Source organism: Sphingomonas sp. DBB INV C78 (genome assembly GCF_042693015.1).
In the GTDB taxonomy this organism is placed as follows: Bacteria; Pseudomonadota; Alphaproteobacteria; order Sphingomonadales; family Sphingomonadaceae; genus Sphingomonas_E.
Map to the genome: position 1 here is coordinate 2,740,337 of NZ_CP170544.1, position 21,224 is coordinate 2,761,560.

Consider the following 21,224-nt stretch of genomic DNA (forward strand, 5'->3'; position numbering starts at 1 on the left):
GCGCCAGGCACTTGGCTACATTCGGGCCGAGCGTCCCGTCTTCTCGCGAAACGCCCGCCCATCGGCAGAAATTATTCAGCTCTGCTTCGCGACTTCCTGAGCCCTGGCATAGCTCTCCGCGACCGCGGCGTAATTAGGCGCAGCCAGCCCATAGAGGGTTGCGAGCTCGGCCGCCTCCGGACGCCGCCACGTCCGATGCAGTTCCGACAGCAGCGCATTGGTCGAAGTCGGTATGATCCCGGCTTGCGTAAAACGAGCGAGCGTCGTGCGCGATGCGAATTCGCTCGGATCGCCCGAGGCGTCCATCACTGCATAAACGTCGAAGCCCCCAGCCTTGGCATCGAGCGCCGGGAACATGACGCAGACGCTGGTCCAGACGCCGGCCATGATGAGCGTGCTCTTGTCTGTCGCACGGACGGCGTCGACAAAAGCCGGATTATCCCAGGCGTTCACTTCGCCATTACGCGGAACGTAGACCGCGTGCGGGGCATGCTGATGGATCTCGGGCATGAGCGGTCCGTTCGGACCGTTCGGCTCCGATGCAGTCGTGATCACGGGAATCTCGAGCAGGGTAGCCAGCCTGGCGATCAATTCGACATTGCGGCGCAGATCGGCGATCGAGATATCCTTTACGGTCTGAAACAGGCCCGCCTGATGGTCGAGCAGCAGAATAACCGAGTTCGATGGATCGATAAGCGCCTGACCGCCACCGGTGGGCAGAACACTGGATTTAGTATTGTTCGTCATTTTCATCTCCATGAATGTGAGGATGGTTCGAGCACAGGTGAGCGCCGCAAAGTGGAGAGCTGGGCGGGCGAGACGCGACCGGCCAGGCTTTTCCTGTCACCGCAGTGAACCAAACGAGCCGCGCAACTCCTGCGTGAACAGGTCAGGGCTGTTCCCAGACGGTGAATACCGAACTTCGGGAAGCGAGAATGGCGGACGAGATTGGGAATCGGTCCGCAGGACGCGAATGCTCAATAACAGCGGCTCCTTCCATCTGCGAACAGGGACATTTCCCGAATGTCTCCATCGCCCGGAAGATGCAGATTATGGCGCATCTTGCCGGGCGGGAGGTTTGCCAATGGCCGCTGCGCTCAGCTCTTGATGAAGGCGAGCAGGTCGGTGTTGATGATCTCGGCGTGGGTCGTGGTCATGCCGTGCGGAAAGCCCTCGTAGGATTTGAGCGTGCCGTTCTTCAGGAGCTTAACTGACAGGGGAGCGGAGTCCGCATAGGGGACGATCTGGTCGTCGGTGCCATGCATCACAAGGACAGGTACGTCGATCTTCTTGAGGTCTTCCGTAAAGTCGGTCTCCGAAAAGGCCTTGATGCAGTCATAATGGGCCTTGGCACCGCCCATCATGCCCTGTCGCCACCAATTCTGGATCACACCCTGGCTCACCTCGGCGCCTGCACGATTATATCCGTAGAAGGGGCCTGTCGGAATCTCGAGGAAGAACTGGGCGCGGTTGGCAACCAGGGCGGCGCGGAACCCGTCGAACACTTCAATGGGAAGCCCGGCAGGGTTGGCCTCGGTCTTGAGCATGATCGGCGGCACCGCACCAATCAGAACCGCCTTTGAGACCCGACCCGGCTCAGCGCGAGCAACATAATGCGCGACTTCACCGCCACCCGTGGAGTGGCCGATGTGAACAGCGTTCTTGAGGTCGAGCGTCCTTGCCAGTTGCACGACATCGGCGGCGTAGGTGTCCATCTCATTGCCGGTGTCAGTCTGGCTGGAGCGACCATGGCCACGGCGGTCGTGCGCAATCACACGGAAGCCCTCGCCCAGGAAGAACATCATCTGGGCATCCCAGTCGTCCGCGCTGAGCGGCCAGCCATGGTGAAAAACGAGCGGCTGGGCGTCCCTCCGCCCCCAATCCTTGTAAAAGATTGTTGCGCCGTCCTCGGTCGTGAAAGTGCCGTCAGCCATGATTGCTTCCTTCCGGTTGAGATCCGATCCAGATGATTGTCGTAAAGTGAACGTGGATGCTCAGGACATTCGGCGCAGGTCGAGCGCGTTTGTCAGAAACTTGACCGTCCGTTCGAATGAAAGCGCTGCAGCCGCGGCATCATAGTGCAGGCCAGTGTGCCGGGCGAAAGCGTGGTTCTGGCGAGGATAGCTGTACACCGTGGCATTTGGGATCCTCTCGAGAGCGTTCTTGATGGAGGCCTGGGCCTCCTTGCTGATGAATTCGTCTTCCTCCGCGAGGTGCATGATCATAGGTGCCGTGATTGCCCCTGCCTCGTCGAGATAACGCTCGGTGTCGCCTCCGTGATAGGCAACCGCCGCGTCGACCGTGTGACGAGCCGCCGTCAAAAAGGTCATCAGTCCGCCGAGACAAAACCCCATGACAGCGACTTTGCCGGTGGCACCGTCGAGACGCCTCGCCGCCGCAATCGTCGCAACGATGTCCCGGACGCCGACGTCACGATCATAGGCGGTGTAGAGCGCCAGGCCTTTCTTCCATTCCTCCTCTGACCAGCTGTTGAGATCGACCCCCGGCTCCTGCCGCCAGAACAGATCCGGCGCGACTGCAATGAAGCCGGCCGCGGCAAGTTCGCGACAGGTCTGGCGAATGTCCTCGTTGACGCCAAAGACCTCGTGGAGAACAACCACCACTGGTGCAGGACCATGAGCAGGTCGCGCCACAAAAGCGGAAAAGTCACCGCCCTCCGTTGATATGCTGATCGCCTCGTCCATAGTGCCCTCCGGTTGATATGAAACGAGTTTAGGTATCCAGACTGTCATCACGAGGGTGGGATATGACAAAAGCGGGGGTCAAAAGTGTCAGCACGCCGGTAACGCGCTTTGAGGTGGCGCTTGCCTATGACGCAGGCACGGCACGCGGCGGCCTCTATGGTCTCACCGACCTCTTCACCTATGCGAGCGAGTTCGCGGCGAAGAGACAGGGATCCGGTACCATCAACCCCGTTCGCATCACCCACTGGTTGGCCTCAGACGACACGAGGCAGATTGAATGCACATATGACAGTGCGCCCGGCCTTCCTCACAAGACCAACCTGATCATCATTCCCAACAACCATCGGGCGATCGGAGAGCCGAACCATCAAAGCCCATTAGTCGACTGGCTGCGCGCCCGGCACGCCGAAGGCATTTCTCTCGCGGCCGTGTGTGGCGGTGTATTCATGCTGGCCAAGACCGGTCTGCTCGATCGCCGGCAAGCGACGACCCATTGGTCCTTTACCGAGGATTTTGCATCGCGCTTTCCCGAAGTGCTTCTCGAGTCCAATCATATGGTCATTGACTATGGAGACGTGATGACCGCGGGAGGCGCAATGGCGTGGGCGGATCTCGGACTGCGCCAGACAGAGCGATTTCTGGGAACTGCGGTGATGCATGACACCGCCCATTACATGAATGTCGATCCACCCGGGCGCGAACAGCGTTTCTACAGCGGTTTCGAGCCGCGAACCAAGCATGGCGACGCAGCTATCCTGAAGGCCCAGCAATGGCTCGCGACGAAGCGTGACAGCGCAGTCGCCGTGGCCGATATAGCAACTTATGCCGGCCTCGAACCGCGCACCTTTCTCCGCCGATTTGTCCACGCCACGGGTATGAAGCCCACTGAGTATCAGCAACGACTTCGCGTCAGCCGGGCCCGAGAGATGCTGGAATTCTCACGCGCCTCCGTCGATACGATCGCCATGAGCGTCGGATATGGGGACACAAGAGGATTTCGTCGGGTCTTTCAGAGTATCGTGGGCCTGACTCCATCCGATTATCGCCGCCGCTTCGCGTCGCAAGGCACTTCTGGAAGCGATGCACCAACAGCGGCCGCCTCCTAGAGACAGAACTCAACTTCGCGACGGTGCGTTCAATTGTAAGGCCACGGTCCAAAGCGCGCCAACGACCGCTTTCGAGCGACCCGCGACGAGCCGCAATCCGGCTACCGCCGACGAACCGCGTCCCAACCTTCCCGCCAAAGTTATTATTGACTGATCAATCCATAATGCCTATTTGCTCCCTATGGCTAGACCGCGCGAATTCGACAGGGACGCTGCTTTGCAGAAGGCTATGGAGGTATTCTGGTCCAGGGGCTTCGCCGCGACCTCGACCGAAGACCTGCTCGGCGCCATGGGGATCGGCCGGCAGAGCCTCTACAACGCGTTTGGCGACAAGCGTCAGCTCTACGTCGAAGCTTTGCGCACCTATCAGCGCGGATCGATCAGCGATCATGTACGGCGCCTTACCGCGCCCGCGTCGCCGATTGCCGGGATCGAAGACCTTCTGGTCGGCTTGGCGCAGGAAGACGACGCGAGGCGGGCCTTGGGCTGCATGGGCGTCGGATCGGTAGGCGAGTTCGGCATGTCCGACCCTGAACTCGTGGCGCTGCGAGAGCAGGCGAGCCCGGTGTTGCATGGCCGGCTGATCGAACGGATCGGCGAGGGTCAGGCGAAGGGCGAGATCGACCCGACGCTCGACGCGGGCGCAACTGCGGGCTTCATCCAGATGACCATGACCGGTCTGCAGACAGCCGCACGTGCGGGTGGCAGCCTCGCGGATCTGCACGGCCTGGCGCGTTTTACCGTGGACCTGATCAGAACGAAATAAATGGCCCCCGTCCAAGGAGACCGGGAATGTACAGCTTGCACCTAATTATGGACTATTCAGTCAATAAAGGAGAATGGTAATGACGATCTATCCCCATAAGGTAGCTCTGGTTTTTGGCGGTTCGCGTGGGATCGGCGCCGCGACTGTCATGCGGCTGGCGAAGGACGGCTTCAAGGTGGCCTTCACCTTCGCGACGCGCGAAGACAAGGCGGCCGACGTTGCGGCCGACGTTGGCGCGGCGGGCGGCGAAGCCTTCGCCATCAAGGCCGACAGTGCCGATCACGAGCAGATTCTGGCGGCCGTGGAGCAGGTCGTCGCCCGGTTCGGCCGGATCGACGTGCTTGTCGTCAATGCGGGAATCTTCGCGCTTGGCACGATCGAGAGCGTCCCGGTCGATCAACTCAACAGAATGCTCGACGTCAACGTCCGCGGCGTTTTCCTGGCGATACAGGCCGCGGTACCGCATCTGAACGATGGTGGCCGGGTCGTCACCATCGGTAGCAATGTCGCGATCCGGACCGGCACGCCCGGAGCCAGCGTCTACCAGTTCACAAAGGCGGCGCTGGCCGCGATGGTCAAGGGCGTGGCGCTCGACCTGGCTCCCCGGGCGATCACGGTCAACAATATCCAGCCCGGGCCGACCGACACCGACATCAACGTGGGGGCGCTTGAGGCGCTGGCGGGAATGAGCCCGCTCAAGCGGGTCGCGCAACCGAGCGAGATCGCCGGGCTGATCGCCTACGTGGCGAGCGAGGAGGCGGGCTACGTCACCGGCACCAGCCTAACCATCGACGGCGGCTTTACCCTCTGACCGCTCGGGCGGGGGACCGAACGAACGGCCGAGATATGTTTGAGAGCGCCGGCGCATTTCTTGCGCTGCCGCTCTCGCTCACACCAGATCACAACGATTAACGGGCGGTCCCTGCCGACTGGGATTACCAACGATGCCGTTTCCGAAGCTGTCGAAAAGGTTCCAGTCATGTCGAAGCCCACGTCCGAAGCCTTCACGCCCGATCGTCGCGGGTTCATCCACGGGGCAGGCGCGATCGCGGCGGCGCTCGTTGGAGGCACGTTCGCGGCGAAGGCTGCGGCCGCGCCGCAACAAACACAGCGGGTCGCGCCGTCCTTCGGGCCGGTCAAGCAGATCGACGCTGGCGTCCTCAACATCGGCTATGTCGAGATGGGCCCGGCCTCGGGTTCGGTGGTCCTGCTCTTCCATGGCTGGCCCTACGATATTCATGCCTTCGCCGAAGTGGCGCCACTGCTCGTCGCGCGCGGCTATCGCGTGATCGTCCCGCATCTGCGGGGCTATGGCACCACCGTCTTCCGCTCGACCGATACGCAGCGCAACGCGCAACAGGCTGCGCTCGCAGCGGACGGGATCGCACTGATGGACGCGCTCGGCATCCAGCAGGCGATCGTTGCGGGCTTCGACTGGGGCGCCCGGACCGCGGACATCATGGCGGTGCTGTGGCCCGAGCGTTGCAAGGCGCTGGTCTCGGTCAGCGGCTATCTGATCGGCAGCCAGGCCGCCAATGCCAAACCGCTGCCGCCGCAAGCCGAGCTGCAATGGTGGTACCAATTCTATTTCGCGACCGACCGCGGCAAGGCCGGCTATGCTGCGAACACCAAGTCGTTCAACCGACTGATCTGGGAGCTCGCCTCGCCCCAATGGAAGTTCGACACTTCGACTTACGACCGTTCGGCTGCGTCGTTCGTCAATCCCGACCACGTCGCCATCGTGATCCACAATTATCGCTGGCGGCTGGGATTGGCCGAGGGCGATCCCCAATATAATGCCGTCGAGGCGAAGCTGGCTGCGGCGCCGCCGGTGACGATCCCGTCGATCACCATGGAAGGCGACGCCAATGGCGCGCCGCACCCCGACCCTTCCCAATATCGCTCACGGTTCACCGGTTCTTATGAGCACAGGCTGATCAGGGGCGGCATCGGCCACAACCTGCCACAGGAAGCTCCCCGGGACTTCGCACAAGCCGTAATCGACGTCGCCACATTGACCGGCTGAGGAGTTGACCATGAAGCGTTTTTCCACGTGCAGCCTCGCGTTCGCGGCTATGTTGTTCGGTGTGTCGGCCATGGTCGCCGTCCGGGAGCCCCAACATGACAGTTCGCCGATCTACGGTGTGCGGCTTCCTGAAGGGTATCGCGATTGGAAGCTGATCAGCGTCGCGCACGAAGCGGGCATGAACAACGATATCCGCGCAATCCTCGGCAACGACATCGCGGTGAAGGCTTTTCGCGAGGGCAAGCGCCCCTTCCCCGACGGCACGATCATCGTGCGGCTGGCCTGGCAATTCCAATCGTCGCCGCGCAATGACACCGTCTTCCCTGCACCCCAATCCTTCGTTGCCGGCCCACCGACCAATGTGCAGCTGAGCGTCAAGGATTCGAAGCGTTACGCCGCGAGCGGCGGCTGGGGCTATGGCCAGTTCGAGAATAGCGTGGCCAACAAGGATGCCAAGCTCACCCAATCCTGCTTCACCTGCCACGTGAAGCTGGAAGCGCTCGACAAGAATGCGGACCTCGTGTTCACCGGCTACTCGGACTAGGCCATGACATTATCCGCGGCCGACGACGCGCGAGCGAAGCCGGCCGCGGCGGGCGCCGAAGTGGGGGAGGCGCCGGCACCCGAAGGTCATTGAGCGGTTGCCGCCTTTTCGATCAGTCCAGCGACGGCAGGTGCATTTGACACCATCACCACGTGCGAGGCGCCTTTCACCACCACCGTACTGCGCGATTTCGCTCGATCGGCCATGAATGCCAGCGTCGCAGGGGGGATGTTCTTGTCCTTGTCGCCATAGATGAACCAGGACGGGATATGCTTCCAAGCGGGCGCGGTGGATGCTTCGCCCAGCGCCGCCTCGGCGATCGGTCGCTGGCCAGCGGCCATCAGCCGCGCCTCGGCCGCGGGCACGTCGGCTGCGAACTGGTCGTGAAAGCGCGCCTCGAGAATGTAGACGTCGTTGCCGCCATCGCCGAGCTTCACCGGCGGGGCCAGCGTCGGGGCGAGCGTGCTGCCCGGGAACTTTCCAGTCAGGCCCAGCGCCGTTTCGCCCGCTTCGGGTGCGAAGGCGGCGACATAGACCAACGCCTTGACGTTGGACGCGCGTTCGGCCGCCTCACTGATCACCGAGCCGCCATAGCTATGCCCGACCAGCACAACCGGGCCGTCGATACTTCTGACCAGACTGCTGACGACATCCGCATCGGTGCGCACGCCTCGCAGCGGATTAGGCGCCGCGATTACGGTATATCCGTCGCGCTGGAGAATGGTGATCACCCCGTTCCAGCTCGACGCGTCCGCGAATGCGCCGTGGACAAGCACAATGGTAGGCTTGGCAGGCGCGTTCATGCCCTGAGCCTGCACCGCGAGCGGGAGCGCGGCAGCGGCGAGCAGCAGTCCGCCGGCAATCAGCTTCTTCATGTCGGTCTCCTTCGTGAATGGACGGGTCACACGAGCGCGACGACGGCGTCGATATTGCCCTTGATCGCCTTCGAATAAGGGCAGGTGCGATGCGCGGCCTCGATGAGCTGGCGGGCGACGTCTGGTTCCACGCCTGGAACGCTGACGTTCAGCCGGGCGGCCAGCGAATAGCCGTCCTCACCGTGCCGAAGATCGACCTCGGCATCGATCGCAAGACCGGGTGGCAGCACGATGCCCTTGCTCCTGGCGGCGATCGCCATCGCACCTTCGAAACAGGCGGACCAGCCGGCCGCGAAGAGCTGCTCGGGATTTGTGCCAGCACCGGGTCCGCCGGGTGTCGAAAGCCCAACCTCGAGGCGGTCGTCCGAACTGCGTGCTGATCCTTCGCGGCCGCCAGTCACATGGACATGCGCAGTATAGACGGTCTTGGGATCGGACATGGTTCTTCTCCTCGGGATCAGGATTAGGGTCAGCGCAGCGGACGGAAGGCGGCGCGTACCTCGTCGGCAAACAGCCGGGGCTGTTCCCACGCGGCGAAGTGGCCGCCATTGTCGGCTTCATTGAAGTAGAAGAGATTCCCGTAACAGCGCTCGGCCCAACTCCTGGGTGCGCGGAATATCTCGCCGGGGAACACGCTCACAGCGACTGGCAGGTCGATGATGCCGCGCGCGTTGAAATTGTTGGAGTGATCCTCCCAGTAGATCCGGGCAGCAGAGGCGCCTGTCCCGGTCAACCAATAGAGCGAGATATCGTCGAGGATCGCGTCGCGGCCGAGGACGCGCTCGGGCTGGCCATCGCTGTAAGTCCATTGCGCGATCTTCTCATACATCCAGGCGGCCATGCCGACCGGCGAGTCGACCAGCGAATAGCCTATGGTCTGCGGCCGCGTATTCATCATCGCCGCATACGCCGAATTGTCGCGGTAAAAGGCCTCGAGCTGGTCGAACGCGCCACGCTCCTTTGCCGACAAGCTCGCCGGCGCGGGATCACCAACCGCGAGGATCCGGGCGATGTCGGCGGGAACGACCGCCGGCATGTTGAGGTGGATGCCGACCAGCCCCGGTACGTGCTGGAGCGCCATGCGCTGCGAGATCACCGAGCCGCAATCGCCGCCCTGACTGACGAAACGGTCGTAGCCCAGCCGCAGCATGAGCATCCCCCAGGCACGGCCGATATGATCCGAGCCCCAGCCAGGCCTGGTCGGCTTGGCCGAGAAGCCGAATCCGGGGATCGACGGGATCACGAGGTGGAACGCGTCTTCAGCCTTTCCCCCATGTGCCGTCGGGTTGGTGAGAGGCTCGATGACGTTGAGGAATTCGAGGACCGAGCCCGGCCAGCCGTGCGTGAGGATCATCGGTAGTGCATTGTCATGCGGCGAGCGGACATGGATGAAATGAACATCGAGGCCTTCGATCTCGGTCAGGAACATCGGTAGCGCATTCAGCCGCGTCTCGATCTTGCGCCAATCATAGCCGCGTGCCCAATACCGCATCAGCGGCTCGAGCGTCTGGCGGCGCACGCCCTGGCCATCGTCAGGTGTCGGCTGTGGATCGGCCCAGCGTGTCTCGGTGATCCGGCGTTGCATCGTAGCGATGTCGTCTGCGGGAATCGCGACCTTGAACGGCCGGATCGCCGTGCTTTCCGGTCCTGCGAAAACCTGAGATGGAATGACGTTCGCGGCACCGGCGAGCGCGGCACCGACGACGAACTGGCGACGCGACGCGGAATTGTTTGCGAACATTGGCTGCTCCTGCCGAGGGGATGGCGGCCAAAATAGAGGAGCACCGCCGCGACGCTCGTTAATCGGGATGATGTGGTGTTAGCGCTCGCGAGGCGGGTGCACCTGCAACACACCCTTTCAGAATCTAACAGGATCATGACGAGCGCTAACAGGCAGCGCCGCCGCGGCACCCTACATGTGCGGTCACCCGCAGGAAGAAGGCAGGTACCATGACCCGGAGACGCTCGCTCGGCTTTGTCACGGCCGCAATCGTGGCAGCGGTAGCCACGACCACAATTTGCTTCGGCGACGCGCTTGGGCTGGCCCACACTCCTGCCCCCAACACCGATGCCATCGCCACCGCGCCCATCGATACCTCTTATGGGCCGCTCAACATGTTACAGGGCGCCGGGCCCTGGCTAACCCCCTTGCCGGATGGCCCGAAGTCGCTCCGCGGCAAGGTCCTGATCGTCAATTTCTGGACCTATTCCTGCATCAACTCGCTGCGCGCCCTCCCCTATCTGCGTGCCTGGAGTGAGCGATATGGCGGCAAGGGGCTGGAAGTGATCGGCGTGCACGCGCCCGAATTCGGCTTCGAGAAAGAGTCCGCCAAGGTCCGGCTTGCGGCGGACCAACTCCAGATCCGCTACCCGAACCTTCAGGACAATGGCTATGCGGTGTGGCGTGATTTCGGCAATCAGGGCTGGCCCGGCTTCTACTTCATCGATGCCACGGGCAAGGTGCGCGGCTATCGGCTTGGCGAGGGCAATTACGACGACGCCGAACAGCTGATCCGCAAGTTGCTGGCCGAAGCAGGCCGAGACATTTCAAACGTGCCCATGTCCCCGATCCGGGGCAAAGGCATCGAGGCCGCGGCCGACTGGGCGGACCTCCATTCGCCCGAAGCCTATATCGGCTATGCCAAGGCGGTCGACTTCGCCTCGCCCGGCGGCTTCCACGCAGATGCCCCCCGCGTCTACGGCTCCGCCGGCGCACTGACGCTCAATCAATGGGATCTCACAGGCAAGTGGAAGGTAGGTCGCGAGTTCGCGATGCTGGACAGCGGACCCGGCAATGTCCGCTTTCGCTTTCACGCCCGCGACGCGCATCTGGTGCTCGGTGGCGCGCCCGACGGCCGCCCCGTCCGTTTCCGTGTGACGATCGACGGTCGGGCTCCGGGCGCGAGCCACGGCCTGGATGTCGATGCCGCGGGCTGGGGCGAGGTGAAGGAGGACCGGCTCTATCAGCTCGTCCGCCAATCGGGGGCGATCGCGGACCGGACGGTCAAGGTCGAATTCTCGCGTCCGGGCGTCCGCGCTTATGTCTTCACGTTCGGTTGAGGAGCAGGAGAGATGGCACGCACCTGGATTGTGACGGGCAGTTCGCGCGGATTCGGACGCGCCCTCGGTGAAGCTATCCTCGACGCCGGCGACAATTTGCTGGCGACAGCGCGCGACCCCGCCCAGCTCGACGGCCTGGGTGCCGGCCGTCCGGGCAAGCTCGCAACAGCCCGACTCGACGTCACGAGCGAGGCGGATGCAGCAGCAGCAGTGGCGAGAGCAATCGCCGAGTTCGGAACGCTTGACGTGCTGGTAAACAACGCCGGTTATGGCAACGTCGGTTCGGTCGAGGATACGCCGCTCAGTTCCTTCCGCCAACAGATCGAGACCAACCTGTTCGGCACGATCATCATGACCAAGGCCGTAATCCCCCATATGCGAGAACGCGGTAGCGGCCATATCGTGCAGTTCTCCTCGGTTGGCGGTCGTATCGGCGCGCCGGGACGCGCGCCCTATTCCGCGGCCAAGTGGGGCGTGGAGGGCTTCTCGGAGGTGTTGGCGCAGGAGATGAGGTTGGTCGGTGTGCGGGTGACGATCATCGAGCCCGGTGGCTTCCGGACCGACTTCGCCGGATCCTCGACCAAACTGGAGGCGGGCCGGGCAGAATATGATGCTGTGGTCGGCAATGCCGCGAGAATGCAGGGGGTCTATGACGGCAAGCAGCCGGGAGATCCCCGCCGCGGCGCCCGGGCGATCCTGGACGTCGTTGGATCGCAGGCGCCTCCCTTGCGCTTGCCGCTCGGTAGCGATGCCATTGTCGCGATCGAGCGCAGCGACCGGACCCGCCTTGAGGAACTGGCACGCTGGCGTGATCTCAGTCGGTCCAGCGACTATCCGGCGCCGTCCTGAACTCCGAAGAATTCGAAAACATTATCTTTTGTCGGGATTGAGATGCGCCGCCGGCCACGGCATGGATCGAGCCAACCAGATATTGGATTGGCGAGATGGTGGAGACCCCAGAGAAGCAGCTTCATGGCGAGCGCATCTGCTTCGGCCCCTTCTGCCTGTCACCGGACAAGCGGCTTCTGACAAAGAATGGCGAGCCTTTGGAAATCGGCGGACGGTCCTTCGATCTGCTTGTGGTGCTGACCGAACAGCCCGGAAGAGTTCTGTCCAAACGCGAGCTGCTCAAGCGCGTCTGGTCCGACGTGGTGGTCGAGGATGGCAGCCTGCGCTTCCATATGGCGGGCCTGCGCAAGCTGCTGGGCGACGGCGTCGACGGAGCACGCTATATCGCGACGCAGGTCGGTGTCGGATACGCATTCGTCGCTGCGGTTGAGCATCAGGGCAGCGGAATGGCACCACCTCCTGCCAATGGAGCGGCGCGGAGCAGCCCGCGCAGCATCAATGTGCCCGGACGGCTGCCGCATCTCATCGGGCGCGAACGCGATGTCGAATTTCTGTTGAAGCGCGTCGCCGATACGCCCCTCTTCACGATCGTCGGCGCGGGTGGTGTGGGCAAGACATCCCTCACGATCGAGATCGCTCACCGGCTGGCCGCTACGTTCGAGAATCAAGTAGCATTTGTCGACCTCAGCATGTTGGAGAACCCGGCAGTGGTGCCGTCGATGATTGCCGGCGCAATGGGAATATTCGTGCAGAGCGGCGATCCAGTCGGAGCGATTCTGGGGCATCTCGGTGACCGACCGTTCCTCCTCATCCTCGACAATTGCGAGCATGTCATCGAGCCGGTCGCCGGTATTGTTGAGCAGATCGTCGACGGGGCCGCCGGCGCGCGCCTGGTGGCCACCTCGCGCGAGCCGCTCCGCGTGCGGGACGAGCATGTTCTCCGTCTGGATGCGCTCGGCTATCCCGAAGACCTGTCCGGGCTCAAGCATGAAGAACTGCTCGCTTATCCGGCCGTGCAGCTCTTTTGCGAACGCGCGGCTGCCGCCGACAGCTCGCTGATCATTGACGACGAAGCTGTCCGACTCATTGGCAACATGTGTCAGCGGCTCGGCGGTATGGCGCTCCCGATCGAACTTGCGGCAGTACGCGCCGCCACGCATGGCGTCGCCGCCACAGCCCGGCAATTGGGCGAGCGCTTCAGCCTGGGTTGGTCGGGCCGACGAACCGCCCAGCCTCGTCAGCAAACACTGCAGGCGACCCTGAACTGGAGCTATGACCTGCTGTCCGCAAACGAGCGGATCGTGCTCGAGCGCGTCTCGGTATTCGTCGGTCCCTTTTCGATCGACGCGACTTTGGAGGTCGTGGCGGATGCACAGATCGGATCCGATGACGTGGTCGCGGCGCTCGACGAGCTCGTCTCGAAGTCGCTGATCGTTCCCGACCGGTCGCACCGCACCGGCACCTATCGCCTGCTGGAAATGACTCGTGCTTTCGCTCGGGAAAAACTGAGCTTCCGCGGTCCAGCGGAAGACGACATGATCGCGCGGCGCCACGCGGCCTATTTCCTCCGCGAGCTTGAAGGTGTGGTCGAGCAGGATGAGAGCGTGCTCGAGGACACAAGACCGCTCCGCCAGCAACTCGGCAACATCCGGAGAGCGCTGGATTGGTGCTTCGGGGACAATGGCGACCGGAAGATTGCCGTTCGCCTTGCTGCCGCCACCGCGCCGGTCTTCCTCAACCTTTCGCACCTGATCGAGTGCCGCAGCTGGAGCACACGCGCCCTCGACGAAATCGAGGACGCCCAGCGCGGGACTGAGCTTGAACTGGAGCTTCAGGCCGCTCTCGGCATCACGCTCATGTTCACCCGTGGCAACAGCGAGGCGGCGGGCAGAGCGCTAACCCGTGCGCTGGAGATCGCGACCGCGCTTGACGACCGTTGGAACCAGCTGCGTCTGCTCGGCCGCCTGCACATATACCATGAACGCATCGGCGAGTATTCGACGGCGCTCCGCCACGCCGAGCAGGCGTTAGAAGTCGCAGCAATTATCGGTGCACCCGAGGCGATCGGCGTCGCCTGTTCGCTGTCGGGCATATCGCACCATCTGGCCGGCGACCAGAAACTGGCGCTACGCCAACTGGAACAGTCTCTGCAGAAGAGTCCGCCCTCCACCCGCAGCCGGACGGTCCATTACGGCTTCGACCACAGGAATCGCTCCGGCATCGCCCTGGCGCGAACGCTGTGGCTCACCGGTCGCGCCGCGCAGGCCGGCCGCCTGGCCCGACAGATCGTCCGCGAGGCGGCCGCGCTCGATCATCCGGTGACCCACTGCATAGCGCTGATCTGGGCGCTGGCAGTCCATATGTGGATGGAGGATTTCGAAGCTGCCGGCGACGCGCTTTCAGCCTTCGCCGAGTGCGCCGAAGCCAATGCGCTCGGCCCCTATATCGCAGCCGCTTCAGGCTTTCGGGGTGAGCTGGCGATTCTGCAGGGCCGCACCGGCGATGCGCTGGCCGCCGTCGAGGAAAGCCTCACCCGACTGCGCGCGGCGCGCTACGAACTGTTGACGACGTCCTTCTCGATAGCGCTCGCCCGCGGCCTCGCGGCCGACGAGCGTCCAGACGAAGCGCTGCATCTGGTCGATGCCACGCTCGCCAGCTGCGAAGCGAATGGCGAGCGGTTCGCGGTGCCCGAATTGCTTCGCCTGAAGGCCGAAATTGCACGACATTCGTCTGCGCAGGTGGAACCGGGCACTACGCTCCTGGAGCAGGCACTGATCCTCAGTCGAGACCAGGGCGCGCGCGCCTGGGAACTGAAGGTGGTCAACGATCTCGCTGCACAGTTTGCCGACGACAACAGGATCGCAGATGCCGTGGCCCTGCTTGAATCCGCCTGTGCCGGTTTCCAGTCTGGCGACGAAACACCGGACACGCGTCGGGCACACCAGTTGCTCGCGTCGCTCCTCTCGCGCCGCGACTGACACACCGTTTCCTACGGGACGACAGCAGGTAGAAGGCCCCATGACGAAAAAGATTTCATACGACGAGCAACTCGCCGCGATCCTGCCGGCGCTCGAGGGATATGTGCCGCGGGGAATGACTCTTGCCGACCTGCCCCGCTTTCGTGCGCTCAGCACGATAGAGCGTCAGGATCTGGTCGGCGACGCGCCGGTCGAATGCATTGATCACCAGATCACCGGTTTTGACGGGGGAGAAATACTGGTCTCGGTGATCCGCAAACACGGCCACGCGGGTCGGGGACCGGGCATCTATTGCATCCACGGCGGCGGAATGGTCATGGGCAACCGGTTCGCCGGAATGCAGCCAGCCGTTAATTGGGCGCTCGCGCATGACGCGGTCTGCGTCACCGTCGAATACCGGCTTGCTCCAGAACATCCCGCACCCGTTGGCGTCGAGGATTGTTATGCCGGGCTTTGCTGGATGGCGGGCGAGGCGAAATCGCTGGGAATAGATCCGGATTGGCTGGTGATCTTCGGTGGCAGCGGCGGCGGCGGGCTCGCGGCCGGCACCACGTTCCTCGCGCGCGATCGCGGTGGTCCCGGATTGCGCGGCCAATTGCTGCAATGCCCGATGATCGACGATCGCGATGATACCGGCTCGACGAAACTCTATGAAGGCGTTGGCGTGTGGGACCGGATCAGCAATCGCACCGCCTGGGACGCCATCCTCGGCGATCGGCGGGGTGGCCGAACGGTGGACCCCGCTACCGCACCAGCGCGGGCGACAAACCTTTCGGAGCTCCCCCCCACCTTTATCGATGTCGGCTCTGAAGAAGTGTTTCGCGATGAGGCGGTGAACTTTGCGCGGAACATATGGGCGGCCGGAGGATCATGCGAACTGCATGTCTGGGGTGGCGCATTTCACGGGTTCTACGACATTGCCCCGGAGGCAGAGATTTCCGTCGCCTGCGTGGATGCCAGGGACGCCTGGCTGGCCCGTCTTCTGCGCCGCTGAGATGCAGCCGCCCCGCCCCAGACAACGCTGACGGCGTTGCGCCTCTGGCCCCCTCCCGCCCCCCGTCATTGTTCCCAATCTGAACGGAAGGCAGCTATCAGGCATCAGGAATCGAGCTCTGGATGTCAGCTATGGCGGCGACGCCAGCCATACGCGGCGGTCAGCGTTAAAAGCTTACGATGAAGTCTGTCGAGAATACCCATCCGTCACCGCCGACCGTATAGGGCACGCTGTTATTGCCAGTCGGCGACCGCTGGAGATAAATCGCCTGCGCATTCACCCTGATTTCCTTGCGGTCGAATGGGAACCAGTTCAGCCCTAGGCTGACGTCATAGGGATCGCCATAATCGCCAAAAATCTTCGAACCCGCGGCATAAAGTTGCAGCGTCTTCGGGATTGCCATCGTCGATAGCTGAAGCTGGAAGCCCTGATCGGTCACTTCGTCCACCGGAATGAGCCCGATCGTCGTGAAATTATCGAGCCAGCGGAAATAATATTCACCGTCGATCGTCCAGCCCCGATATTTCAATCCTGCACTGAGGGCGAGCATCTCATAGGTCGCCCGTGTGATCTGGCCGGTTGTGTTGAAGGCACCGGGAGAGAAAAGCAGCGTTCCGTCCGAGAGGCGGAGCTGGCTGTTCTCGAAGTCGTTGACGCCGGCCTGCGCCTCTGCGTCCTCGCGGCTGTGCGTGAAGCTGACAGCGAGCAATGTCGCGAGGTCGGCGTGCATTTCATAGTCGCCAAAACCCTGCGCGGGGCCGAATTCGCCGGTCGTCGGCATCCAGGTCAGTGCGCCGGAAAAGGTGTTGAGACCGTCGTCGAGCTGGGTTGCGTCGACACCCAACTGACTCAGATTGTTGCCGACCATCACCCGATAGTTCAGGCCATCGATGATCGCACCCCTGGGCCCAGATGCCGGTGGTGAACGAACCGCGGAAGAAATCGTCGGCGATGGTGCGATTGTCGCTCTTCAGCCAGTTGGGGAAGGTGAGGTTGGTGGAACGCGTCGTCGGCAGCGAGGCGATGCCGGCATAGAGCATTAAATTGTCGCTGAAGTTATAGCCGATATTGCCACCGAGCACGACCTGGGCGCCCTGGCCCTGGCTGGTGTTCGAGGTCCAGGCATAGAAGAGGTAGCGGAACTTGGGATCGAAGAGCCATCCCTTGAAATAGAGCATGACCTTCTGGAGCTGGAGATCCTGCCGCAAATCCAGCGCCTTGGTGCGGCCGAAGCTGTCCACATAGGTATCGTCCAGTGCATTCTGGTTAAGATAGCGCATGTAGCTGAACGCGCTGAAGTCCAGTTCGCCCTCGTCGCCGCGCGCCAGCACCATGCCTTTGCCGGGCTCATATGCGCCGCCAATTGCCTTGCTCGCCGTCTCGATCGGGCCGGGCGGAGTGGCGAAGGTGGGCGTCGCGCCGGGCTCGATCAGCGGACGGGCTGCAACCGCAGTGGGAGGCGGTGTACTGTGCAGTTCGGCTTCAAGCGCCTCGATGCGCGCATCGAACTCGTGCCTCATCGCCTTGAGTTCGCCGAGGTCGCGCTCGATGCGCTCGCGCTGCTCGTCGCTCAGATCGGCTCGCCCGGTTTGGGCATAGGATGCGGTCGATGCCAGCATCCCGAGCGCAGCAAGGGTCCAACCGGTTGCTTCTCGTCGCATAGGCACGACTAATCCCCCGGCGAGGGTGAGGCCAATGTCACGATCACTATCAAAGTTAGACCATGGGCCAACGCTCACCTCCTCGAGATGAGCACTTTCAACTGCCTATGGGGCACGCGCCATCGGGAAAAACCCCGGTCTGGGTAGCCATATCTTGAATGGTGGGGACGCGGTCAGCCGACGTTCCCGATCTGAACAGAGGGCGGCCATTAGGCCGCCGAAATCGAGCTCTGGACGGCGGTTATGTCGGCGATCCTTGCGGCAGGGCGGGTGACGGTGTAATCAGCAGCACCCGACCAATTACAGACGCTCCCCGACCTGCGCATAAGCGACTACTCTTGCCGGAACCCGCCATTTCCGCTTTGTGAGTGAAGCGGCAGCAGCGTGCCCCAATTTCGTCCGTTCAGCCATCGAGTTGAGCTTTCCAAAAGTAGCCATCGTTTAACCAGCCCCGCGACAAACCGCGAGGTGCTCATCGATGTGTGGCGGTCGGCATGCCTCGCGCACTGTCGGCGTCAATTGCCTGGTCGAGGCAGGTCTTCCGTCGATCGGCTCATGGTCTCTCACCGTGGACTATCGAGACCGCCGCACCACCAATCGTCATTACTCACGATATTGGCCATGTCGCACGCGAGCGCATCTGATAGGCACGCCCTAGGGGGAATCGCGCGTGCCAGCCAAACTATACAAATATCGCGGTTTCAGCGTCCGGGCGTTACGGGCGCTCACCGAGGCCGAGATCTATTATTCTAGGCCCAACAGCTTCAACGATCCGCTCGACTGCGACCCTACCATCGAGGTAGATATCGGGCGGGCCTCGCTCGAGAAGCTCCTCTTCAAGATGCGCAGCCGACGATATGAACGCGACGAGGCAGCAGAGCGGATCAACTATCTCCGCTACATGTCGACGGAATATGGCGACTATCGAAGTGAGCCGAAGGTCGAAGCTTATCTGAGCCGCATGCTCGCCAGCGAAATCAAGGACGAGCTCGACGATGAACTCGGCAACGCTGGCGTTGTCTCCCTGTCGGAAACCTGGAAATCGGTTCTCATGTGGAGCCATTATGCCGACGAGCATCGCGGCATCTGCATCGAATATGACACCACCGAACAAGCCCATCCGCGCTTGGCGCCCGTCAACTACAAGGCGCCGCGAGCGGTCAGCACGACCGACCTCTGGGCATGGAAAATGCGCGACGATTCCACAGCGCGTGAACAGGTCATGCAAACCTATTATTATGCCAAGTCGGCTGAGTGGAAATATGAGCGCGAATGGCGTGACGTCCGCGAGCGGAGTGGTTCCGCGAGCGTCCCCTACCGGATGACGGCGATCCATTTCGGTATGCGATGCGACGTGTCGGTGATCACGACCGTCGTGAAGTTGCTCACCGACCATCCCGAGATCAAACTCTGGCAAATCTGGCCAAAGGACGAGAGCTTCAAGCTTCGCCGCCGCGCGGTGCCCCGCGACGAGATCGAGGCCGTGGGGGTGCGCGAACCGGCGTTCCTCCTGTTTAAGGATGTTGTCTTCTCCACCAACGATGAGGAACAGCCTCCCGAAGTGGAAGGTGGCGAAGACATTCCCGCGGTCGAGGGCGGGGTCTGAACCAAGGCCTCGGCCGCCCGCAGCCACAGCGTCGAGACCATTGTGGCAGGCAGCAAGGAATGATGTATCGCGCATTTTCACATCCTCTAGAGGTGTCGCCCCCAGGACTTAGTCTGATAGCGCGCACCAGGCCCGTTATGTCCCGACGGCCTGCATTGGCCAGTGTTAGCGGGATTTTGCGATGGGGGAGCGACGCGCACACGTGCAAAGGCCGCCGCACCCGCGCTGCCAGAGCTAACCTCATTGAACACGGGCCAACGCTCTCTCGTGCGACGCGTCGGATTTAATCACGGACTGAGGCCGTTGCACATCGTGTGACACATGTTTAAAAGATACGATTAAGTGCCTTATTTGCTCTTGGGTTCGCGCATGTCGTCGGTTACGCTTTCTGATATCACCTATTCGACGCCCGACGGGCGCAGCCTTTTTGCCGACCTCGACCTGAGTTTTCGCAAGGAGCGTGTCGGATTGGTCGGCCGAAACGGCGTTGGCAAGACCACGCTGCTGAAGATCATGGCCGGCCAGATCGAACCGGCTACAGGAAGTGTGATCGTCAACGGCACGCTCGGTTTATTGAGACAGATCGTCCAGATCGCCTCGCATGAGACACTCGCCGACCTGTTCGGAATTCAGCGAGCGCTTCTGATCTTGCGAAAGGCCGAAGCCGGCGAGGCGACACTCGAGGAGCTTGCCGAGGCGGATTGGACAATCGAGGAGCGGGTTGCGCTATCTCTCGCCCGCGTCGGGCTCGAGGCTGAGCCGAGCACGTTGCTGACAGACCTGTCGGGCGGCCAGCGAACCCGTGCCAGCCTCGCGGCCGCCATATTCAACGAGCCCGACTTCCTGCTGCTTGACGAGCCGACGAACAACCTCGACCGCGCCGGGAGGAGCGCGGTGCTCGGGTTGCTCGGGGGCTGGCGTGCCGGCGCCATCGTAGTCAGCCATGATCGGGAACTCCTCGAGCAGATGGATGCAATCGTCGAGCTGACGTCGCTCGGGGCAACCCGATACGGCGGCAACTGGAGCCATTACCGCGAGCGCAAGACAATCGAGCTGGAAGCCGCGCAACATGAGCTAGCCCATGCCGAAAAGCGAGCGGCTGAAGCGAAGCGCAAGGCCCAGGTGGCCGTGGACCGCAAGGAACGCAGGGATGCCAGCGGGGCCCGGCGCAATACGCGGGGTGATCTGCCGCGAATCCTTCTCGGAGCACGAAAGAATGCAGCTGAAGCAAGTGGAGGGCAAAGCGCCAGACTTGCCGAACGTGTGCGCACTGGCGCCGAGGATGCCGTGGCAGCTGCACAAGCGCGGATAGAGATCCTTCAGGAGCTGTCGATAACCCTCCCGCCTACACGGCTGGCGCGTGGCCAGAGGGTCCTTAGCGTAGACCATGTGACGGCCGGCTATGAGCCTCACAAGCCCATCATCCGCGACCTCAGTTTCTCGATGATCGGGCCGGAGCGACTTGCAATCATGGGCGAGAATGGTGCTGGAAAGACGACGCTCATGAAACTTGTTACCGGTCAGCTGACGCCGTCGAGCGGCACCGTTACGGTTGGCGTGCCGGTCGCGATGCTGGATCAGCGCGTGAGCATCCTCGAGCCCGGCGCGTCCATTCTTGAAAATTTCATGCGGCTCAACCCGGGATCGGATGAACAGAACTGCCGATCGACGTTAGCGGGATTCCTATTCAGGGCCGATGCCGCCTTGCAACAGGTAGGCACATTGAGTGGCGGACAGATGCTGCGTGCGGGCTTGGCCTGCGTCCTCGGCGGTCCTGTCCCGCCCCAGCTCCTGGTGCTCGATGAACCCACAAATCACCTCGATGTCGACTCAATTCAGGCTGTCGAAGCTGGCCTGACAGCCTATGACGGCGCACTTCTCCTGGTAACGCACGACGAAGCCTTTCTTGGCAATCTTGGTGTAACCCGGAGAATAAGCCTGTCGCCGCAAGGCGCAGAATTTGCCCTCTCCTGATCAAGGCCGAACCGCCGGGGCACGGACCTCCCCAATCGGCGAACGAAGCCCCCTTGTACCGCGACGGGTATAGAGTGATC

19 protein-coding genes are annotated in these 21,224 nt (G+C 62.5%); 11 read left to right on the forward strand and 8 right to left on the reverse strand.

What is annotated here, in order from left to right:
* Nucleotides 1-75: 75 nt before the first annotated feature.
* The 3 genes from ACFB49_RS12850 to ACFB49_RS12860 form a co-directional block, all read right to left on the reverse strand.
* Nucleotides 76-747, reverse strand: a complete 672-nt coding sequence (locus tag ACFB49_RS12850; RefSeq protein WP_380871596.1) for an isochorismatase family protein — start codon at nt 745-747, stop codon at nt 76-78.
* Nucleotides 748-1,097: 350 nt separating this feature from the next.
* The gene (locus ACFB49_RS12855; RefSeq protein ID WP_380871597.1) at nt 1,098-1,934 is read right to left on the reverse strand and encodes an alpha/beta fold hydrolase; all 837 of its coding nucleotides are present in this window, start codon (nt 1,932-1,934) and stop codon (nt 1,098-1,100) included.
* 60 nt (nt 1,935-1,994) lie between these two features.
* On the reverse strand, nt 1,995-2,705 hold the full coding sequence (locus tag ACFB49_RS12860; protein ID WP_380871599.1) for a dienelactone hydrolase family protein: 711 nt from the start codon (nt 2,703-2,705) through the stop codon (nt 1,995-1,997).
* Nucleotides 2,706-2,767: 62 nt separating this feature from the next.
* On the opposite strand from ACFB49_RS12860, the gene ACFB49_RS12865 reads away from it, so the two are divergent.
* The 5 genes from ACFB49_RS12865 to ACFB49_RS12885 all read left to right on the forward strand — a co-directional run bounded on the left by ACFB49_RS12865 (nt 2,768) and on the right by ACFB49_RS12885 (nt 7,147).
* A complete protein-coding gene (locus ACFB49_RS12865; protein ID WP_380871601.1) occupies nt 2,768-3,811 on the forward strand; it encodes a GlxA family transcriptional regulator in 1,044 nt (347 codons plus the stop codon).
* 229 nt (nt 3,812-4,040) lie between these two features.
* Nucleotides 4,041-4,577, forward strand: coding sequence for a TetR/AcrR family transcriptional regulator (locus tag ACFB49_RS12870; RefSeq protein WP_380871602.1), 537 nt, complete (start codon nt 4,041-4,043; stop codon nt 4,575-4,577).
* Between the two features lie 79 nt (nt 4,578-4,656).
* Nucleotides 4,657-5,388 carry an SDR family NAD(P)-dependent oxidoreductase gene (locus ACFB49_RS12875; RefSeq protein WP_380871603.1) on the forward strand — a complete coding sequence of 244 codons (732 nt, stop codon included), beginning with the start codon at nt 4,657-4,659 and terminating at the stop codon, nt 5,386-5,388.
* A gap of 168 nt (nt 5,389-5,556) precedes the next feature.
* A complete protein-coding gene (locus tag ACFB49_RS12880; RefSeq protein ID WP_380871604.1) occupies nt 5,557-6,603 on the forward strand; it encodes an alpha/beta hydrolase in 1,047 nt (348 codons plus the stop codon).
* A 10-nt stretch (nt 6,604-6,613) separates the two neighbouring features.
* Nucleotides 6,614-7,147: a cytochrome P460 family protein gene (locus ACFB49_RS12885; RefSeq protein WP_380871606.1), complete on the forward strand. Its 534-nt coding sequence runs from the start codon at nt 6,614-6,616 to the stop codon at nt 7,145-7,147.
* A gap of 86 nt (nt 7,148-7,233) precedes the next feature.
* Here the strand turns inward: ACFB49_RS12885 and ACFB49_RS12890 are convergent, their stop codons facing one another.
* The 3 genes from ACFB49_RS12890 to ACFB49_RS12900 are packed head-to-tail and all read right to left on the reverse strand — an operon-like array spanning nt 7,234 to nt 9,763.
* On the reverse strand, nt 7,234-8,022 hold the full coding sequence (locus ACFB49_RS12890; RefSeq protein ID WP_380871608.1) for an alpha/beta fold hydrolase: 789 nt from the start codon (nt 8,020-8,022) through the stop codon (nt 7,234-7,236).
* Nucleotides 8,023-8,048: 26 nt separating this feature from the next.
* Complete coding sequence (locus tag ACFB49_RS12895; protein WP_380871610.1) at nt 8,049-8,462, reverse strand: organic hydroperoxide resistance protein; 414 nt, start codon at nt 8,460-8,462, stop codon at nt 8,049-8,051.
* A 29-nt stretch (nt 8,463-8,491) separates the two neighbouring features.
* The gene (locus ACFB49_RS12900) at nt 8,492-9,763 is read right to left on the reverse strand and encodes an epoxide hydrolase family protein (protein WP_380871611.1); all 1,272 of its coding nucleotides are present in this window, start codon (nt 9,761-9,763) and stop codon (nt 8,492-8,494) included.
* A gap of 209 nt (nt 9,764-9,972) precedes the next feature.
* Between ACFB49_RS12900 and ACFB49_RS12905 the strand changes: the two genes are divergently transcribed.
* The 4 genes from ACFB49_RS12905 (at nt 9,973) to ACFB49_RS12920 (ending at nt 15,903) form a co-directional block, all read left to right on the forward strand.
* Nucleotides 9,973-11,082 (forward strand): redoxin domain-containing protein, encoded by a 1,110-nt coding sequence (locus ACFB49_RS12905; RefSeq protein ID WP_380871612.1) that lies wholly within the window; start codon nt 9,973-9,975, stop codon nt 11,080-11,082.
* 12 nt (nt 11,083-11,094) lie between these two features.
* Nucleotides 11,095-11,931, forward strand: coding sequence for an SDR family NAD(P)-dependent oxidoreductase (locus ACFB49_RS12910; RefSeq protein WP_380871614.1), 837 nt, complete (start codon nt 11,095-11,097; stop codon nt 11,929-11,931).
* Between the two features lie 95 nt (nt 11,932-12,026).
* Nucleotides 12,027-14,909, forward strand: coding sequence for an ATP-binding protein (locus tag ACFB49_RS12915; RefSeq protein WP_380871615.1), 2,883 nt, complete (start codon nt 12,027-12,029; stop codon nt 14,907-14,909).
* Nucleotides 14,824-15,903 (forward strand): alpha/beta hydrolase, encoded by a 1,080-nt coding sequence (locus tag ACFB49_RS12920; RefSeq protein ID WP_380871616.1) that lies wholly within the window; start codon nt 14,824-14,826, stop codon nt 15,901-15,903. The genes ACFB49_RS12915 and ACFB49_RS12920 overlap by 86 nt, the downstream gene beginning before the upstream one ends.
* Before the next feature lie 166 nt (nt 15,904-16,069).
* On the opposite strand, the gene ACFB49_RS12925 is transcribed toward ACFB49_RS12920, so the two are convergent.
* Entirely contained in the window at nt 16,070-16,684 is a 615-nt protein-coding gene (locus tag ACFB49_RS12925; RefSeq protein WP_380871617.1) for a hypothetical protein, read from the reverse strand.
* A complete protein-coding gene (locus ACFB49_RS12930; protein ID WP_380871618.1) occupies nt 16,635-17,564 on the reverse strand; it encodes a hypothetical protein in 930 nt (309 codons plus the stop codon). Before ACFB49_RS12930 ends, ACFB49_RS12925 begins: the two co-directional genes overlap by 50 nt.
* 670 nt (nt 17,565-18,234) lie before the next feature.
* Here ACFB49_RS12930 and ACFB49_RS12935 point away from each other — a divergent pair.
* Both ACFB49_RS12935 and ACFB49_RS12940 read left to right on the forward strand, forming a co-directional pair.
* Complete coding sequence (locus tag ACFB49_RS12935; RefSeq protein ID WP_380871620.1) at nt 18,235-19,170, forward strand: DUF2971 domain-containing protein; 936 nt, start codon at nt 18,235-18,237, stop codon at nt 19,168-19,170.
* 369 nt (nt 19,171-19,539) lie between these two features.
* Nucleotides 19,540-21,144 (forward strand): ABC-F family ATP-binding cassette domain-containing protein, encoded by a 1,605-nt coding sequence (locus ACFB49_RS12940; RefSeq protein WP_380879956.1) that lies wholly within the window; start codon nt 19,540-19,542, stop codon nt 21,142-21,144.
* The last annotated feature ends 80 nt before the right edge of the window (nt 21,145-21,224 follow it).

Coding starts and splice junctions, on each gene's coding strand:
- ACFB49_RS12850 (WP_380871596.1), bottom strand. CDS start 747: ATGACGAACAATACTAAATCCAGTGTTCTGCCCACCGGTGGCGGTCAG.
- ACFB49_RS12855 (WP_380871597.1), bottom strand. CDS start 1,934: ATGGCTGACGGCACTTTCACGACCGAGGACGGCGCAACAATCTTTTAC.
- ACFB49_RS12860 (WP_380871599.1), bottom strand. CDS start 2,705: ATGGACGAGGCGATCAGCATATCAACGGAGGGCGGTGACTTTTCCGCT.
- ACFB49_RS12865 (WP_380871601.1), top strand. CDS start 2,768: ATGACAAAAGCGGGGGTCAAAAGTGTCAGCACGCCGGTAACGCGCTTT.
- ACFB49_RS12870 (WP_380871602.1), top strand. CDS start 4,041: ATGGAGGTATTCTGGTCCAGGGGCTTCGCCGCGACCTCGACCGAAGAC.
- ACFB49_RS12875 (WP_380871603.1), top strand. CDS start 4,657: ATGACGATCTATCCCCATAAGGTAGCTCTGGTTTTTGGCGGTTCGCGT.
- ACFB49_RS12880 (WP_380871604.1), top strand. CDS start 5,557: ATGTCGAAGCCCACGTCCGAAGCCTTCACGCCCGATCGTCGCGGGTTC.
- ACFB49_RS12885 (WP_380871606.1), top strand. CDS start 6,614: ATGAAGCGTTTTTCCACGTGCAGCCTCGCGTTCGCGGCTATGTTGTTC.
- ACFB49_RS12890 (WP_380871608.1), bottom strand. CDS start 8,022: ATGAAGAAGCTGATTGCCGGCGGACTGCTGCTCGCCGCTGCCGCGCTC.
- ACFB49_RS12895 (WP_380871610.1), bottom strand. CDS start 8,462: ATGTCCGATCCCAAGACCGTCTATACTGCGCATGTCCATGTGACTGGC.
- ACFB49_RS12900 (WP_380871611.1), bottom strand. CDS start 9,763: ATGTTCGCAAACAATTCCGCGTCGCGTCGCCAGTTCGTCGTCGGTGCC.
- ACFB49_RS12905 (WP_380871612.1), top strand. CDS start 9,973: ATGACCCGGAGACGCTCGCTCGGCTTTGTCACGGCCGCAATCGTGGCA.
- ACFB49_RS12910 (WP_380871614.1), top strand. CDS start 11,095: ATGGCACGCACCTGGATTGTGACGGGCAGTTCGCGCGGATTCGGACGC.
- ACFB49_RS12915 (WP_380871615.1), top strand. CDS start 12,027: ATGGTGGAGACCCCAGAGAAGCAGCTTCATGGCGAGCGCATCTGCTTC.
- ACFB49_RS12925 (WP_380871617.1), bottom strand. CDS start 16,684: ATGCCGACGACCGGCGAATTCGGCCCCGCGCAGGGTTTTGGCGACTAT.
- ACFB49_RS12930 (WP_380871618.1), bottom strand. CDS start 17,564: ATGCGACGAGAAGCAACCGGTTGGACCCTTGCTGCGCTCGGGATGCTG.
- ACFB49_RS12940 (WP_380879956.1), top strand. CDS start 19,540: ATGTCGTCGGTTACGCTTTCTGATATCACCTATTCGACGCCCGACGGG.